The sequence below is a fragment of the Proteiniphilum propionicum genome (assembly GCF_022267555.1).
Lineage (GTDB): Bacteria > Bacteroidota > Bacteroidia > Bacteroidales > Dysgonomonadaceae > Proteiniphilum > Proteiniphilum propionicum.
In genome coordinates, this window is sequence record NZ_CP073586.1 from 2,505,860 (window position 1) to 2,523,573 (window position 17,714).

At 46.4% G+C, this 17,714-nt stretch carries 14 protein-coding genes and 1 tRNA gene; 5 read left to right on the plus strand and 10 right to left on the minus strand.

The genetic code is table 11. The annotated features are described in order from the left end of the window. The first annotated feature begins 22 nt into the window (after nt 1–22). From yidC to KDN43_RS10215, 5 genes are all read left to right on the plus strand, one after another. Nucleotides 23–2,053, plus strand: coding sequence for a membrane protein insertase YidC (gene yidC, locus KDN43_RS10195; protein ID WP_238865904.1), 2,031 nt, complete (start codon nt 23–25; stop codon nt 2,051–2,053). A gap of 396 nt (nt 2,054–2,449) precedes the next feature. Further along, nucleotides 2,450–2,776 (plus strand): hypothetical protein, encoded by a 327-nt coding sequence (locus KDN43_RS10200; RefSeq protein WP_238865906.1) that lies wholly within the window; start codon nt 2,450–2,452, stop codon nt 2,774–2,776. Between the two features lie 125 nt (nt 2,777–2,901). After that, nucleotides 2,902–3,582: an OmpA family protein gene (locus KDN43_RS10205; protein WP_238865908.1), complete on the plus strand. Its 681-nt coding sequence runs from the start codon at nt 2,902–2,904 to the stop codon at nt 3,580–3,582. A gap of 154 nt (nt 3,583–3,736) precedes the next feature. Further along, nucleotides 3,737–4,210: a GAF domain-containing protein gene (locus KDN43_RS10210; RefSeq protein WP_238865910.1), complete on the plus strand. Its 474-nt coding sequence runs from the start codon at nt 3,737–3,739 to the stop codon at nt 4,208–4,210. A gap of 188 nt (nt 4,211–4,398) precedes the next feature. After that, nucleotides 4,399–4,471, plus strand: a tRNA-Gly gene (locus tag KDN43_RS10215). Between the two features lie 211 nt (nt 4,472–4,682). Here the strand turns inward: KDN43_RS10215 and KDN43_RS10220 are convergent. The 10 genes from KDN43_RS10220 to tnpA form a co-directional block, all read right to left on the minus strand. Continuing rightward, nucleotides 4,683–5,780 (minus strand): GDP-L-fucose synthase family protein, encoded by a 1,098-nt coding sequence (locus tag KDN43_RS10220; RefSeq protein WP_238865912.1) that lies wholly within the window; start codon nt 5,778–5,780, stop codon nt 4,683–4,685. Between the two features lie 115 nt (nt 5,781–5,895). After that, nucleotides 5,896–6,975 carry a GDP-mannose 4,6-dehydratase gene (gmd, locus tag KDN43_RS10225; RefSeq protein ID WP_238865914.1) on the minus strand — a complete coding sequence of 360 codons (1,080 nt, stop codon included), beginning with the start codon at nt 6,973–6,975 and terminating at the stop codon, nt 5,896–5,898. Between the two features lie 405 nt (nt 6,976–7,380). Beyond that, nucleotides 7,381–10,236 (minus strand): bifunctional fucokinase/fucose-1-phosphate guanylyltransferase, encoded by a 2,856-nt coding sequence (locus KDN43_RS10230; protein ID WP_238865916.1) that lies wholly within the window; start codon nt 10,234–10,236, stop codon nt 7,381–7,383. Nucleotides 10,237–10,273: 37 nt separating this feature from the next. Further along, complete coding sequence (locus KDN43_RS10235; RefSeq protein ID WP_238865918.1) at nt 10,274–10,609, minus strand: L-rhamnose mutarotase; 336 nt, start codon at nt 10,607–10,609, stop codon at nt 10,274–10,276. A gap of 162 nt (nt 10,610–10,771) precedes the next feature. Further along, complete coding sequence (locus tag KDN43_RS10240; RefSeq protein WP_238865920.1) at nt 10,772–11,719, minus strand: metallophosphoesterase family protein; 948 nt, start codon at nt 11,717–11,719, stop codon at nt 10,772–10,774. Between the two features lie 170 nt (nt 11,720–11,889). Then, nucleotides 11,890–13,356: a hypothetical protein gene (locus tag KDN43_RS10245; protein WP_238865921.1), complete on the minus strand. Its 1,467-nt coding sequence runs from the start codon at nt 13,354–13,356 to the stop codon at nt 11,890–11,892. Nucleotides 13,357–13,375: 19 nt separating this feature from the next. Continuing rightward, a complete protein-coding gene (locus tag KDN43_RS10250) occupies nt 13,376–16,192 on the minus strand; it encodes a M16 family metallopeptidase (protein ID WP_238865923.1) in 2,817 nt (938 codons plus the stop codon). Between the two features lie 99 nt (nt 16,193–16,291). Then, complete coding sequence (locus KDN43_RS10255) at nt 16,292–16,576, minus strand: transposase (RefSeq protein WP_238865924.1); 285 nt, start codon at nt 16,574–16,576, stop codon at nt 16,292–16,294. 95 nt (nt 16,577–16,671) lie between these two features. Next, nucleotides 16,672–17,031 carry an IS66 family insertion sequence element accessory protein TnpB gene (tnpB, locus tag KDN43_RS10260; protein WP_238865927.1) on the minus strand — a complete coding sequence of 120 codons (360 nt, stop codon included), beginning with the start codon at nt 17,029–17,031 and terminating at the stop codon, nt 16,672–16,674. Then, nucleotides 17,015–17,392 (minus strand): IS66 family insertion sequence element accessory protein TnpA, encoded by a 378-nt coding sequence (tnpA, locus tag KDN43_RS10265; RefSeq protein ID WP_238865929.1) that lies wholly within the window; start codon nt 17,390–17,392, stop codon nt 17,015–17,017. The genes tnpB and tnpA overlap by 17 nt, the downstream gene beginning before the upstream one ends. Between the last annotated feature and the right edge of the window lie 322 nt (nt 17,393–17,714).

Genomic DNA, 17,714 nt, shown 5'->3' on the forward strand with positions numbered 1-17,714 from the left:
CTACGCGGCAGTTGCACAAAAAATGGATAAAAATACAGTTATAGGATTACTTCTGATTACCGGCATCATAATAGCCTTTTCCATATACAACAGGCCGAGCAGGGAGCAGTTGGAAAAACAAAGGAGCATGCGAGATTCCACTGCCCTGGTGGAGGCACAGCGTGCCAGACTTGAGGCAGAAAAAAAATCAGCAGAAATAGACTCCGGCTCCTCTTCCCTGGACCAGGGCAGCAACGTTGGAGACTTTTTCAGCGCTGCCTCAGCCACATCATCAGTTCAACCCGCTTTGACTGATACGTCATCCATTGCCCGGGACGAAGCCATCACAGCCGATTCACTACTCACAGCCGGTTCACTCTCGTCTTCCTCAATCTCATCGCAGGCCGATGAGCAACCAGTTATGCTGGAGAACGAACACATACGATTGCTGCTTAACCCCCGTGGCGGTTCCATCTATTCCTTACAGCTGAAAGATTTCCTTCAATATACAGAAGACAGCCTCTATCTGTTTGAAGGTGATGAAGCACGTTTCAATCTCGACCTTTTCAACCGGAACAGTGTACGCCTCTCTACCGAGGATGTGCTCTTTACCCCCATACGCAGCGCAGACGGTCGTTCTGTCACAATGCGCCTGCAGCAGACGCCGCAGCAATATATCGATTTTGTTTATACTCTTCCTGCCGGCGAGTACATGATGGATTTCGATATACGTGTAGCAGGAATGAAAACCGGCCTTCATCCTGAAAGTCTTACCAACTTCAGAATCAACTGGGAGCAAAAAATACGACAGCAGGAGAAAGGTCGCCTATTTGAGAACCGTTTCACACGCATCCACTATAAATACGACAAACAGGATGTACAGAAGATGAGTGAGAACAAGAACGACCGCAGGGAGCTCTCCGAGCCGCTTAAGTGGTTTGCTTTCAAGGATCAGTATTTTTCTGCCATAATCATAGGCAAGCAACCTTTCAGCAACACCATCCTCACTTCTGAAATGCTCAGCAATAGCCCTAATTACACAAAAGATTACAAAGCAGAAACATGGGTACCCTGCGTGGTGAGTACCGACAGCGATCTTATAACTGCAGGCTTCAACTACTATTTCGGGCCTGCACACTATAACACTCTTAAAGAGTACGACAAGGATGTGGTAAACAGTGCCGACAAGCTTCAGCTTGAGGAGGTAGTATATCTCGGCTATCGCTGGTTGAGCTGGGTCAACAAATGGTTTGTGATACCCGTATTCAACTTTTTCCTTTCACTCAATTGGGGTATGGGGCTTATAATACTTATCCTCACCTTAATGGTAAAAGCAGTTACACTGCCCCTCACATACAAGTCGTTCATGTCATCTGCAAAGATGCGGGTGCTCCGACCACAGATACATGAGATAGAAAAGAAATACCCCGGCAACGAACAAGACATGATGATGAAGCGTCAGCAGGCAACCATGGAGCTATACAGCAGAGTAGGGGTTAGCCCTATGAGCGGCTGTCTTCCTATGCTCATTCAGATGCCTGTTCTGCTTGCTCTTTTCTTCTTCTTCCCATCAGCCATTGAACTTCGTCAGCAGGCATTTCTTTGGGCCGATGACCTATCCACATATGACTCCATTATCTCCTGGAGCGGTAATATACCCTTAATAACACGTTTCCTTGGCAACCATATCAGTATTTTCTGTCTCCTTATGACCGTAGTAAACGTTATATACACCAAATACAATATGGCCATGTCCGATACCGGGCAGCAGTCCATGCAGGGAATGAAGTATATGCCTATATTCATGTCCATATTCATGTTTTTCTTCCTCAACTCTTATCCTGCAGGACTCAACTACTACTATTTTCTCTCCACTCTTATCACCATTATCATCACCACCATCATGAAACAGGTGATCGACGAAGATAAGATTCTTGCGCAGCTGGAAGAGAACAAAAAGAAACCGAAAAAGAAATCGGGATTTATGGCACGCCTTGCTGAAGCACAGAAACAGCAGGAGAAAATGGCGCGCGAACAGGCAAAACAGAATGCCAAGCGCAACTATCGCCGCTGATAGCTAATATAATTCTCTTAGATACTAAAAGCCCGTAAGACTCACCTTTTACGGGCTTTTTTACTGCATTTCCTTCATGCTTAATCCTCCCCCTCAATCAATCCATCACTTCACCTTTTAATATTTGAGTCTCCTCCGATAAGTCTTTTTTCTTGAAAATTTCACAAGATGATCATTGATTTTCAATAAGTTGAAAACCAATAAAATTGGGTTTGAGGTTTTCGGAGAGGACTCATATTTCATGTACATAACATTAAAAAAGCCGTATGCATCACACTATGTAGAGAAAAACAACATTGTAGTGAAAAAAGTGGTTCAGTTGTCTAACGTGTGAACTTATTTTTTCTATCTTTGTTCAACATTAAAGTAAGTATCTTTATTAAAAAAAAGACTATTATGAGCGAGGAAAACAAAGTACTTGAGTATGACGAGGACGATTCATTGAAGTTCATCCGTGAATTTCTTCCGGAAGAGATGAAAAACGAGTTCTCCGATGATGAGATCAATTACATTGTAGATCTTATTTACGAGTTTTATGAAGAGAAGGGATTCCTCAACGAGGATGATGAAGACTCTGAAATTGAGATCGATGAAGACGAGCTGCTGGAGTACATTTTTGAAAATGTCCGTAAGGATAATATCAGAGACTATACCGATGAGCAGATAGAAGCAATAGTCGCCGGCGAGTTGGCATACTGTGATACTCTGAATCTGTTTGATTAATGTCGGAAAAGTTTATTTTAAAAAGTAAGTATATACAATATGAAATAAACAGAATAAACGAAAAGACAAAAAGGACATAAATATTTTTATTTCATATTAATAATTCATTAATACATAAACTAACTATGAAGTTTTTTTCAAATTTATTTGCTGTCGCCCTGTTGGGCGGAGCTTTGGTATTATCGGGCTGTGGAGCCAGTAATACTGTTAAAGGTACAGGGATTGGAGCCGGAGCTGGAGCTGCAGTAGGTGCAGGTATTGGAGCCATTGCCGGAGGAGGCCGCGGAGCCGCATGGGGCGCCGGTATAGGCGCAGTTGTCGGAGGTTCTGCTGGTGCAATAATCGGCAACAAGATGGATAAACAGGCCGCCGAACTGGAGAGGATAGAAGGTGCACAGGTAGAGAAGGTGAACGAAGGAGAGGCCATCAAGGTCACATTTGAGTCAGGAATTCTTTTCGCTACCAACTCAAGCACACTCAACACCGCTTCCCGTGCGTCACTCGATAAGTTTGCCACTTCACTTCAGAACAACCCCGATACAGATGTAAAGATCTATGGTCATACCGACAGCACCGGTAGCGATGCCATCAACAATCCGCTTTCACAGCGCCGCGCCGAGTCGGTTTACAACTATTTAATGTCTAAAGGTGTTTCCGGATCTCGTATGATGTCGCAGGGTTTTGGCTCCACACAGCCAGTTGCCGACAACAGCACCGTATCAGGCAGGGAACAAAACCGCCGCGTTGAGGTATTTATTTTCCCTAACGCCAAGATGGTACGCGAAGCACAGGAACAAGCACGATAGACTATTGCACCATTGCAATACGTTGTGCAGTTTAATTTTTTTAATTTTTTCATAAAACTAATAGAAATTTAATTAGTGAGGTCGCGTTGTCCGTGAGGACAGCGCGATTTTTTAAACACTCAACATTTCTTTTTTTCAAACACATTATAAAGTCATGTCAGAAGAGTTACATATTCCACACGGTGCTCCCAAAGAAGAGAAATACACTCTGCTCCTTCCTCAGCTGCAGGCGCTCACAGAGGGTGAATCCGATCTTATTGCCAACATGGCAAATATCTCTGCGGCCCTGAAAGAGGTGTTTGGCTTTTACTGGGTAGGTTTTTACAGGGTATCTGATCGCCATCTGGTGCTTGGCCCATTTCAGGGCCCCATAGCCTGCACAACCATTGCTTTCGGCAAGGGTGTATGTGGTACAGCATGGAAAGAAGGACGCACCCTCATTGTGCCCGATGTCGCCCTGTTTCCGGGGCATATAGCTTGTAGCTCCCTTTCCCGTTCCGAGATCGTTGTACCTGTCATGCGTGAGGGTGAAATAATTGCTGTTCTCGATATCGACAGTGATTATCCCGATACGTTCGATATGGTTGATGCCGCTTTTTTGGAAAAAATTTGCGCCCTGATCCGGTAGATTTCGATAGCAAAATTTTGGGATAATAAAACTAAAGGTTATCTTTGCACTCTCAATCGCGGCAGTAGCTTCGCGGCGAGCGGAAGTAGCTCAGGATAGGTAGAGCACGACCTTGCCCCAAAGAATCAGGAAATGGAACCGGCCTTGGCAAGGTAAAGAAAGAGAAATAATTGGTTTATTGATATATTGCGGAAGTAGCTCAGTTGGTAGAGCACGACCTTGCCAAGGTCGGGGTCGCGGGTTCGAGTCCCGTCTTCCGCTCAGATTAAAACCCTCCAGGTTTTCGGAAAAGCATTCATTGAATGCTTTTTTTATTTATATATAGAGCATGGTATTAAGCGTGCAGGATAAAAGTTCCTGTATGCATGAGTTGATAGGAAGCGTTAGTCAAAGACAAGGGGGTTGCGCGCGACCGCAAATCGGAACGTTTTTTATTATATTCCGTACATTTTTGTTCATATCCGGACTGTTCTCATTCAATAACAAAGTTAACCAATGCTGTCGCTTTAAGGTACCAGTCGTACATCTTTTTCACCCCCTCTTCAATCTCAATAGAGTGCTTCCATCCCAGGTTGTTCAGCTTCGAGACATCCGTCAGCTTTCGCATCGTCCCGTCTGGTTTAGAAGCATCAAAAACAATGTTACCCCGGTATCCTACAGTCTCCCTGATGAGGTATGCCAGGTCGCGTATGCTGATCTCCTTCCCTGTACCTATATTTATATGGCAGTTTCGCACCTCACTGCCGGAACCTTTCAGGTCGGCAAAATCAACCCTCTCCATTATAAAGACGCAAGCATCTGCCATCTCCTCGCTCCACAGAAATTCCCGTAGCGGCTTCCCTGTGCCCCACAGCTCAACTCTGTCGGCATATATGCCATACCTGTTAAGCAGGGCGGTTATCACCTCATCCGGTGCACTGCCAGGCACACCCTCTGCAGGTCGCGCGTTCAAGTCTTTCCGTATCTCGTCATGGTCACCCTCCATTAGGCATTTCGCAAGATGAATCTTCCGGATCATTGCCGGCAGCACATGACTCTTTTCCAGGTCGAAGTTATCGTTCGGCCCATACAGGTTTGTAGGCATCACCGCTATAAAGTTGGTCCCGTGTTGCAGGTTAAAGCTTTCACACATCTTGAGCCCCGCTATTTTAGCTATCGCGTACGGCTCGTTGGTGTATTCCAATGGTCCCGTCAGCAGCGCATCTTCCGTCATTGGCTGAGGCGCCTCTTTCGGGTATATGCATGTGCTTCCAAGGAAAAGCAGTTTCTTCACCCCGTTGCGCCAGCTCTCCCCAATAACATTGTTCTGTATTTGCAGGTTCTGGTATATAAAATCAGCCCGGTAGGTGTTGTTGGCGATGATACCCCCCACGTGTGCTGCCGCCAGAAACACATATTCCGGCTTCTCCTCCTCGAAGAACCGTGATACCGCCTCTGCATCCAGCAGGTCCAGCTCTTTATGTGTCCGCCCCGTCAGGTTTGTATAACCTTTCTCCAGCATAATCTTCCATATAGCCGAACCCACCAGTCCCCTATGTCCCGCGACATATATTTTCGAATTTTTATTCATCGTTGTAAAATTTACATTTAGGCTTTTTCAAATAGAAAATAAACCTCTGAGAATTGAATATCAGGCATTGTTTTCCGGCAAGAAGAGCACGAATTAACAACCCTTATCGCCTATCTTACTTGACAGTCGAGTTAAGTTTTAACTTTCTGACAAACCTCATATCATGCTCCACCATTTTCCTGATAAGATCGGGGAACGATGTTTTGGTAGGGTTCCATCCCAGTATCGTACGTGCTTTGGTGGGGTCCCCAAGTAGCTGCTCCACCTCGGCGGGACGAAAATATTTAGGATCCACCTCCACCAGTATTCTGCCGGTATTCCTGTCCACACCTTTTTCATCTATACCCGAGCCCTCCCATCGCAGATTGATACCTACTTCGGCAAAAGCCAGAGTACAGAACTCGCGCACCGAGTGCATCTCTCCAGTGGCAATAACAAAGTCCTCCGGCTCAGCGTGTTGCAGCATCAGCCACATACACTCTACGTAATCCTTCGCGTAGCCCCAGTCCCGTTTCGCATCAAGGTTACCCAGGTACAACTTATCTTGCATACCCTGTGCTATACGTGCCACCGCAATCGTTATCTTTCGTGTCACGAATGTCTCGCCACGCCGTTCACTCTCGTGGTTGAAAAGGATCCCGTTTACCGCGAACATACCATATGACTCCCGGTAGTTCTTCGTTATCCAGAAACCGTACAGTTTAGCCACCCCGTAAGGGCTTCGCGGGTAGAAAGGCGTCGTCTCTTTCTGCGGCACCTCCTGCACCAGTCCGAACAGCTCCGAGGTCGATGCCTGGTATATCCGCGTCTTCTTCTCTAATCCCAGTATTCGTACCGCCTCCAGCAGCCTCAGTGTACCCACCGCATCCGTTTCGGCCGTGTATTCCGGCACATCAAAGCTCACCTTCACATGGCTCTGTGCCGCCAGGTTGTATATCTCATCAGGTTGTATAGCCTGTATCACCCTTATAAGCGAGCTCGAGTCAGTCATATCAGCGTAATGCAGGTTTATCAGCCGCTGTTGTTTCATGTCACGTACCCACTCATCTAAGTAGAGATGTTCAATTCGTCCCGTGTTGAACGATGACGAGCGCCGCAGAAAACCATGCACCTCGTATCCTTTGTCAATCAGCAATTCCGCCAGATAGGAGCCGTCCTGTCCTGTTATTCCTGTTATAAGAGCTGTCTTTTTCATAATCATATTTTATAATTCTTATCTTTGCAAAGATAAAATATAACTTTGTACAATGGAAATAGTTCAAATAATAGATCGATAAATTTACTTATACAAAATAAGTTTCCTCCAATAAGTCTTTTATGCACAAAATTCACATAAATACCCTGGCAAACATTATTATGCAATCCGTTAAAATCGGTTTTGTTTTTTACTGATTCGACCCGAAAATTGATATTCTTTTGTTTGGACTTGCTGTGCATATCAGCTGGTTATAACATTGGCTCCGGGGTTGGAGGAAAATGACTTAAAACAGCTTGCAGTGCATATCACCCGGTTATAACGGATAAATATCAACAACCCCGGCACAATCACGGTTTACATTAGGCAATCATGCCAGGGCAATGAATTATTAGTGTGAAACAATTACGAGCGTGAAACCCGGAACCCTTTACCTGATAGCTCCATATCCACAAATCTTGCCTTGTCGTTAGGCCTGTATTCGTTAAGAATCCTTCGGATATGTCCGGCGGCATCAGGATCTTTCGCCACCATGTATAGATACCCGCCTCCTCCGGCACCGGGCAGCTGGTACCCCAGAGTATAATCTCTGATAAGAGCAATAATCTTTTCCACATCGGGAGTATTGGTACCGCAGTCTATCATCTTCTTTTGTTCCCATGTTTTAAGCACCAGCTTACCATACCTCTCAAAATCGCCAGTCTGAATGCAGTCCGCCATCTCCGTCGCATGCACCTTAATATCATTCAATATCGACAGATGGTTCGCCGAGTTAAGAAACATCCCCCGCACTATCTCTCCCAGAATACTCTTTGCAACGCGTGTAATTCCTGTGTAATAAAGCAGGTGGCAACTTCTGTAAGCCCCATCTGTGAACAGGAAGTCGGGCAGCCATCCTATCTGTGGTTTCTGCATGAATCCCCGTTCCGACTGCAGCATTTTAACCCCGTGAAAAACACCTCCGTACTGGTCCTGCCATCCACCTCCGCTTGTCAGCAGTTGCTCCAGCACCAGCGTGTTTGTACATATACCCTGTTTTGTCCACTGCAGTCCGCAGAAATCGTTTAGTGCACCCAGTACCGTGGAAGCCAGTATAGAACTCGTCCCTAACCCCGATCCGGCCGGTATTGCTGCAAGCAGTGTCAGCTCCATTCCCGATCCGAAAGCCTGCAGCTGCTCCTTCAGTGAGCAGTACCGTTCGGCAGAAAATTCAGGTATGAATCCGCACAGCGCCAAAGCCGCTTTTGGTATCGAGAATGGCGATCCCAGCCTCCTGTAATCCCTCAGCTCCTCATAGCTCTCCACCGTCTCCATAGCCCCCATATCAATTGAGCGCATCACAATCTGGTATTCCCTGCAGGGTTTAATGTACACCTGCAGCGGCTGCTGTCCGTTCAGTTCTATAGCTGCGTTCACCACGTTCCCTCCAGAGTAGAGCGAGAAAGGCGGCGTATCTGTCCATCCTCCCGCCAGGTCTATCCTCACCGGGCTCCTTCCCCACACAATCTGGTCAGGCAAAGCAGATAGCCGCGGCGTCCGCTTCATATTTTCCACAGCCTCCGCCATAGCGTTGCGCAACAGCTTAAAAGCCTCCTGTTCCTCTGTGTCCGCCTTTGCCGCGTCACCTTGCAAGGAGAATATCCTCGATCGCAGCATCCTGTTATGTATCTGCTGCATCTCATCTGCCATTGGAGAAAGTGTCTCCGGTGGCGGCAGCCCCATGAAGCTATAATCCTTTGCCACATCACTCAGATCAAGCTGGTAGAAAATACTCTTTTCAAAATTCCTTTCCAGCATCACATAGTTTTTTCTTCTGAATTTCTCTCGCTGCTCATACAGTCTCAACAGCGAAGCTCTCTCCATCAGTTCGTCCGCAGATAGCTTTTGTGAGTCCAGCCATATTTGTCTTCCTTCATCATCAGCTCCATCAGTGCCTATCATCCATTTCAGCACCATCTCCATCTTCTGCAGCGACTCCATGCAGGGGAACAGCCTGCAGTGCTGAATATCTCCTGTGCCGCCCTGCAGGACAGTAATATCCATTCCCCGCTCATTCAGCCACTGCGTAACCGGTCGTCCCATCCACAACGTCGCCGGCGAGCCTATCTCCCCTTTGAACAGGTCCTCCATCCCGTATGGCCTGACCGCGTATTTCTGTTCACCCACAGGCACAACATCAATGCAAATTCCCTCAGGCACCACCATTCGCCAGTTGTTCACGGGCACTCCTGTGATCACGTTATCCGAAGAGATGCTCCATCCGCTTCCAATGCAAGAGTTCTCAATCCATATGTTATGGTTTTCCTCAGTGAAAGGGATGCCGATATCAGCGTTTTGCGTAAAGATAGCAGGGTTAGGTTTTATCTTCCTGTGCATAATCAGCCGCTGATCGCACACCTTGTTCTGTATCGCCAGGGTTGATGATATCATCTCGCGTGTAGTACCGTAATGGTAAAACTCACCACCCAGTAGAGGCATTATCTTTACCGACAGTTTATTTATCTCCTTGTCCTTTATCTTCGGATGTGTACCCAACGCCGGACCAAAGTCGCTGTACAGATCGTAGTACTTTAACGATCCATCCTCCTTTTTTGATCGCTCCATTAGCAGTTTCACCGCCCTGTCGCTTAGCAACCACAGCCCAATATCCATAAGGAAAAAATGCGAATGCGAGAGGCTCTCCAGCTCTTTCAGCGATGGCTTTTGCATCATCCTTTCCAGCACTTCCGGCCTGTCCCTTCGTGCCGAAAAAACCCCATGGCGTGTCGCCAGTGATGAGTCGGCCCATAATCCGTAGCACACCACGTCAGCCTCAGGAATCTCTTGTAACGCCATTTCAGTACGAATCAGCACATCCCCGCTCACAATGAAGGTACGCAACGAATCAGGTGCCAGCATCATTATCTTTTCGTACAACGCCAGCTGCAACGATATCAGATCCTGTTGCAGCCTCTGTCCTCTTGCCCATCGGAACACCGGTACCGGGAGTCCAGCCTTACCTGTTACAGCATATGCAGGCAGTCTGCGGCTCTGTCCCCCCGCGTGTATAAGTATCCGTTTCTCTGCTGCGAGCCACGTGTCGAAGTCCGTTCCGGCAGCTTCATTCCTATGGCACTCCTCCATCAGCCATGTTGTACCGCTCCCCGAACCCAGTCGTTTCTCCTTCGGATCCGATGTACAGAACCACTCATTACGGCTGCGTCCATGCAGCTCGTGATAATTATCAACCGCATTTTGCGGCAGTGACAGCAGCTTCTTCATTATAAATTATATTTAGTTGTTCAGCCCAAAAATCGTTTCAGTCGTTCAGCCCAAAAATTTGCTCCATCAATCTCCACTTCTTATATGATGGCTGTTCCGGTTGTGACGCCTGATATTTCGACATATGCTCTTCCCACTCTTTCTGGCGTGGCAAAGAAGCCAGCCGCGCATTATCTTTTTCCCAGTCGAAATCGTCCACTGTATCCACAATCATAAACAATCTGTTACCAAGAAGATAGATTTGCATATCCAGGATACCCACTTCGCGGATCCCTTCTAATATCTCCCCCCACACATTTTCATGCTCCTCCACATATGCGGCAATCAGTATCGGATCATCTTTCAAGTCCAGTGTCTGGCAATACCTTTTCATAGAATATATTGAGTTAGTTAATAAAGTTCATCAGACAGATTCAATATTTTAAACATATGAACTTTACTTACAAATGTAACTAATATTTTCAGTAATTTACTTCTCTTAGAGTAACTTTACAAATTTCAACGCCCAAGATTCATATTCTGGTTTTTTCCGGCATTAACGCTCGCCAGCCGGGACAAGGGGAAGATCCCGTGACCGGGAAACATAGTCGTAATCGTAATCAATATATTTATAATCAATGCTATTGTCATTGTTCACATCAATCAGTACAAAGCCCTTTTCCATTTCATTCATTTTTCCTATCCACCATTTGCCGGAAAATGAGGGAGCCGAGATCACCGTCGTCCTGTTCAGTATATGCAAAACCTCGTAGTAATGAATATGTCCCTGTAGTATCAGCCGTAGATTTTTATTTTTGAACAGCCTGATAACCTCCTCGCTGTTCTCAATGGCAATTTTATTATTGTTAGCATTCGTTCCTCCCCCGTACCACTGAGAAAGAGTTGTAACCAGTGGCACATGCACCATCACGGCAACCGGAATTGTATCTGCAATTTGGCCGATATCTTTTTTAAGCCACTCCAGCTGAATGGAATCGATCCTTCCCTCATAACTTCGCCCTTCGGTCAGTACAATATCATCCAGCGTAATAAAATGCCATCCCTTATGGTCAAAAGAGTAGTAGCGGGGACCAAAATACTTCTCATAGAATTTTTTGCCGAAGAGAGAGTGACTAAGCCCTGTATTCCTGTCGTAAACGCCAAAATGATCGTGATTGCCAATAGCGTAATAGAGTGGGGCGTTCAGTTTTGCAGCTTTTTCCAGAAACAGCGAGGCCTGTCCTTCTGCATCGTCCTGCGACCTTCTCAGAGCATCATATACAATATCTCCGCCAACCATTATAAAGTCCGGATTCAGCTTGTTGATCGAGTCAATAGCCGCATCGATGGCTCGTGGTGCATCGTTTTTATCGTGATAATGCACATCAGCCATGAATACAAACCGGAATTTTTTTTGAGCATGCAAGTTGAATACATAAGAGCTGAATATAAAGGAGCCGAATATGCAAAAGATAATTAGCAGCGTGTTAGTTTTTTTTATCATAAGGGTATCTCTTTTTTATTGAAAGAAATTAAAATGAGGAAAGGGTTCAACCCGATATAGACAGTCAAACCCTTTCATTCTTTTTATACGCTATGTTATAAGCGACCGGAAGTCATTATTGACAGGTCAGCACAGCTTTCATTCCACTCATAAGCTATGGAACAGCAGCCTTATTGTCCGGGTGCATCATATTTATAGCTAAAAATCTTACGGCTCTTTGTAAATACCAGGTAAGCCTTGCCATCGGGAGCAAACCCGAGGTGCAGATCATTTGCTTCGTTCGCTTCCAGTACAAGAGGAGTAGTCCAATCCTGTGTATCCTTATCGAGGGACACCACCGTGGGGAAATTGGTTTCGTTCCGATAGAAGAGGTACGGTACGCCCAGCGGGGAAAGGGCCAGGTCAAATTTGAGCGACGATCCCGTGGCGGCGCTGATCGGGTTGCCTACCGGCGTCACCTGTTTTGTCTCCGCATCCACTTTAATCACCCTGCTTTTTTCCGCCCCGTCGTTGCTGTTGTCGGAAAAGGCCACGTACACGTCACCCTGCTGATTCACGGCGATGTCGAAATCTCTCAGGCTGATAGCCGTCGCTTTCTCGTCGCTCCACTTGTCAAGAAGCGTCGTCCAGTTGTTGTTGGCATATTTATACACCGAAATACTGTTGGGCGAGACGGCATTGTAGACACCCAGGTAGAGAACATCACCCAGTGTTTCCGACACCTGCAGGTATGCCACCAGGTCCGACGCCCTTCCCGGGATCGTCGTATTATTGGTCCAGGTACCATTTTCGAATGTGTTTACGCTCAGTTCTCTTCTGGCAAGGACATTGTCTTTGGCATCGTACGTAGCCAGCAACATCAGTTTATTATCATTCAAATAGTTGATGGTGTGGTAGCTAACCTTATTAGTAGTAGCTGTAGCACCACCAACGAAACTCCATGTGGAACCGTTCAGTACTTTCACCGATGCCTGCTGGGAGATTTTATTCGTATAATCGACATACGAAACGGTCGGCATGCCCGCCGCGTTGAACGCCATGTCCATGTAGGAGCCCACGCGTCCTTCCGATACCTTTCCGAGCGACGACCAGGTGCCATCCTTCAGTGCCAGTACGCCGAGCGCTTCATCCGCCGAAGTTTCCCTTTCCATCTTGTAGGCAATATATGGCGTACCGTCGGGGCTCACTTTCATAACTAGCGATACTGCCGAGTCCCCTGTTACCGGAGGCAGCGCCGTCCATACATAAGCGGGAGCTTTGCCAATTGTTACTGTGTACTTAACGTTTGTAGTACCTTCCGACACAAAATAATCTACCGGCACCGTGAAGTCATTTGCTGTCACGCCGCTTTGTTGCACAACGTCACCCACTTTAACAACATCATTATCTGTGACAGTAAAACGTGCCACCAGCTTGCTTTTATCCACTTCCTCAGGAAGCAGAACTGTGATGTTCGTTTGTGTCACCGGGGATACTTCATAATCCTGAACAATCAATCCCTTATTGTCTTCAACATAGAATCCGAAGGAGGTCATTCCGGCCTCATATACAATCACCTCCGGATCATCGCTTGAGCAGGAGGCCAGTATGCCGGCCAGTAAAATACCGGCAGACAGAAATAAACTTTTCAATTTCATAATTACATCTGTTTATTGATTAGTGATTAGTCTGTTTTTTTTGTTTTGGAAGCAATATAGCTTCAATCATACTGTCTTCATTGTAGTAAGCAGCAAGGAAGTCCGACAACTCCTCTGCGCTAATACCGCGCACAATATCCGGGAAGTTGGAAATATAATCCCAGTCGTTTTCTTCATTAAACGTTGTGTTTCTTATATAAGAACTCCAGTAGGTATCCCGCTGCACGTTCACTGCCATGTCGTTGATCAGGCTCAGCTTCACATTTTCCAGTTCCGGGACAAAACTCTCCGGGTTTGCGGCCATCTCGTTCAGGATGGTTCTGACCTGGTCTATCAGCAACCGGCTGTTTTCGGGATTTGTGGCAAAGGAGATCGTGTTCCGTGCCAGTTCGGCAGGATATTTCCGCAAGCCGGCGCTCACGCTTACACTGTACACCATGCCCATCTTCTCGCGAAGCTCCGCGAGAAGCTTCGTTCGCAGCACGCCACTCATCAGGTCGCTTTGCAGGCCAAAGCGTTGCGTATCGTCCGGTATGTCGGAATACTGAAAGATCAGCGAGACAACGCCCCGTTCCGAATCGCCGGCGGCACGTGTCAGCTGCGCGGCAGTGGTCCTTATTTTTCCACCGTCGTACCGGTACGGCGTTTCGTGGTTCCCCTCCGATGCGGGCAGTGAAGCAATGTATCTCTCTATGTAGGGAGTCAGCTTGTCGAGCCCCATGTCCGAAATAATCACAAAGGTGAACCCGTTGGCATCACCAAAGGCCTGATGGTATAACGGCACCATGCGGTCGAACTGCAACTGGGCTTCCATCACCGAGTCGGTCATCTCCCTTGTCACATAATCTTCTCCCTTCATAAGGTAGTTCAGATCCCTGAAAAAAATGGTCTGATCGGTAATATTTTTACTCTGGTAGTTTTCTATTGATCTTTTTTTTGCCAGTTCAAATACCGAACGGTCTGCTTTGGGCTGTGTCCATTTTAAATACAATAGCTGAAACATTGTTTCAATATCTTCAGACGATGATCCCGCAACCATACCGGCTCTGGTACTCTCAATCAGCAGCCTCACCGAGGCAGAGCTGCCGGCGAGATAATATGAAAGCTCATCTCTGGAGAAATTACCTGCCCCGCTAAGAGATATCACATTGGGAGAGAAAACGCCATTCACATAGTCGGTTGAATCCAAAGCAAACAAACCGCCTTTCCTGTATGCCGACATGCTTATCCTTTCTTTAGCCGACACCGATTCTTTGTATATCAGCCTTATTCCGTTGGACAAGAGAAGCTCTGTTCCTTTAATCGCCGGTATCTCTTTTTCGCTGACAATTCGTCCCGCTACCGGTTCCTCCTCCAGTAACTGAGAGGGCACTTCAATCTCAATATGATAGGGGTCAATCGCCTTGTTAAGGACGGAATCCACAAACTGAAGCAACCGCACAGAATCGGCTATGCTGTTCTCTTCAAAGGATGAAAATATATAATGAGTCCGGGCGGGGTCAGCCAGCTGATGTAACTCATCGACTATGGATACCGAGTCGATACAGTCTATATATTTTTTTGTCAGGCGATACTCTTCCTCCGGGGTTGTAATCATGTAGTCCTTGTAGAAATCGGCATAGACCTCGTCCATCAGTACTGAAGAGCTGGTCGGTTGTGTCGATTTTGCAGCCCTTTCTTTTGAACTGATGAATGCTCTTTTCACCTTTTCAATCTCTGCGGGAAGAAAGCCGTACTTGTATATTTGTGACAACTGTGATGTAAAGAGTGAGACACCCTCTTCAATTTTGTTAGGCATCAACTCTACCGATGCCATCAGGATACCTTTTGTATTCAAAAAGTCTGAAATACCAACGCTCCCTTTTGCATAGCTGTTATTTGTAAATGAAAGGGCATTCAGCCTGTTTCTGAACAACCTGTTCAAAAGAGTGCGTTGCAGATATGGATAATACTCGCTTTCCTTTCTTACCGGCTCCGAGAGAGGAACAAGCTGGATCATTGTCAGATCAGGTTTTTGGAGATCCTTGTTTATAACCACCCTTGCTTCCGCCCTGGCGTAATCGGGTATGGAGTGTTCTGCCGGATTATCCCTGTTTATGTCTTTCATCCCCGAGAACTTACTTTTTATCATCTTCTCAACCTTCACAGGGTCAATATCACCTACAACCGCAACGGCAGTAAGCCCGGGACGGTACCACGACTCGTAATAATTACGCAGTGTTTTGTATTTAAAATTTTGGATAACAGCCGTGTCTCCGATCACTTTTCTCTTTCCGAATATCGAGTTGTTCATCAGCTCATCCAGCAGCACGTCACTCACTTCTGCTTCCGGTTTCTGCTTTGAGAGCCACTCAGACATAATCACACCCCGCTCCGAATCAATCTCCTCCTCTTCCAGCAGCAACCCATCCAGCCAGTCGGCAAGTATGGTCAGTGTTGTATCCACCATGCCTCCAGTTGTAGGAAGCTTTAATTTATACACGGTTTCGTTATACGAGGTGTGGGCGTTCAGGTCTCTGCCGAATTTAGCCCCCTTTGACTCCAGAAAGCTAACTATCTCATTCCCGTGAAAATGTTTTGTCCCATTAAAGGCCATATGTTCCAGAAAGTGGGCAAGCCCTCTCTGTTCATCCGTTTCATTTACCGATCCCGATTTGATAAACAGCCGGTATACAGCCTCCCCCTTGGGGTAATCATTTGGATAGATATAGTATGTAAGCCCGTTTTTAAGAGTACCTTTTATTAATTGGGGATGCTGTTGAATATCTTTTGCAAAAACAGTCCCCGCAAAGAGGAATATAATTATTAGAACAAGTGGCTTTTTCTTGAAATGCATTATGATTTTGTTATAGTTAGTTCCGATTGATTCTGCGCCGGTCCGGGTAACCCTATTGAGTAGCCTTTGTCATTGCTGATCAATCTTATTTTAATCGTATTATCTTTTGCCGGATCCACAGTATTGGCAATCCATTGGATGCGGATTGGCATATCGTATATTCGTTTCAAACAGGGAGAGCTGGCCCGGATCCAGTTGCGAGAGTTTCTCGCTTTTACGCCCGTAGAACTGGCGGGTGAACCAGGCGATCTGTGCCAGCAGCTTATCCATCCGCTGCTGCATCCCGGTGAGCTGTCCGGATAGCTTCGCGTTAGCCTCAGTGAGCTGACGGATTTGTTCCGCCTGCGATTGTATGAGGAGCTCTACTGCTTGCATCTGGTCCATTTACCGGGCTTTTATTCAGTCATAAAAATACTAAAAAAACCTGATCTGGACAAGCTTTCAGGAGATTATTCTCACTCTTTTCCCGATTATTTTTATCACCCGTGTCTCATCGCTTTGAGCCTCTTCAAGCGGCTTCCCGGATCATCCTGTATCCCTTCCACCATCATCACCAGATCGCGCCACTGCATGGGATAGGAACGACTCTTTTCATCGTACGCGGGTATGCGGAAGGTACCCTCCTCGAGCCTTTTCATGTACAGAACCAACCCTCCATCTTCCGCATGCAAAAGCTTCATGGTTGTACGGTTTCGATTGATGAAGATGAAGACATCACCCATGCGGACATCATATCCCATCAGGTTTTGAACCACACCACAGAGCGAGTTCATCCCTTTTCGCATGTCTGTCTTTCCCGGACACAGGAAATAGCGCATGGTGTCATTCAGGCAGAACATGGCGTGAGCAGATTTGATTCAGTAAATTGATCGCGAGCTCTGCCTGGGCAGTGCCAATGAAACTAACCTGAATACCTCCCGGGAGCTTGATCCTGATCTCTCCCTGACTGCTGCGTGGTGATGAAGCCGGCGAGGATACAGGGGCTTTAACGGGAAGATTGATACTGATCGGTGCCAGCGTACTCGTGGGTGCCTCCGGTGCATAATTGTTATAGGGACGGGTGAGTCCGAACTTGGTTTTCCAGTAGTGAAAGCTGGAGACCGTATAGGACTCGTTCGCACAAAAGTCCTTGATGCTTAACCCGCTTTTCTGTTGGCGTTCCAATATTTCCAGGAATTCTTCTTTGCTTACAGGCTTCATAAAAAATAGGTTTGCCGGCAAAGATCGAAAAAAACCATTTACGCTAAAATGGGTATTTTATCGGGGGCTTACAATATACTCATGATCAGGATCAAATTTTTGCTAATTTTACAGACTTTACTTCTGCCGATGAGGATATTGATCCCATCTGCTTAAAAGGTAAAGAGTGGGAGTTGATAAAATTGGATTTTGTGGAGATACGAGTATAACTTTGCTTATAGTCACTTTGCAGGTAACCGGTAATGGAAGGGCGAGTTTTGAGTTACCTAGAAAGAAAGTAGTACTTTCCTGATGGGGGATGACCACCAAAAGTGACGAAGAA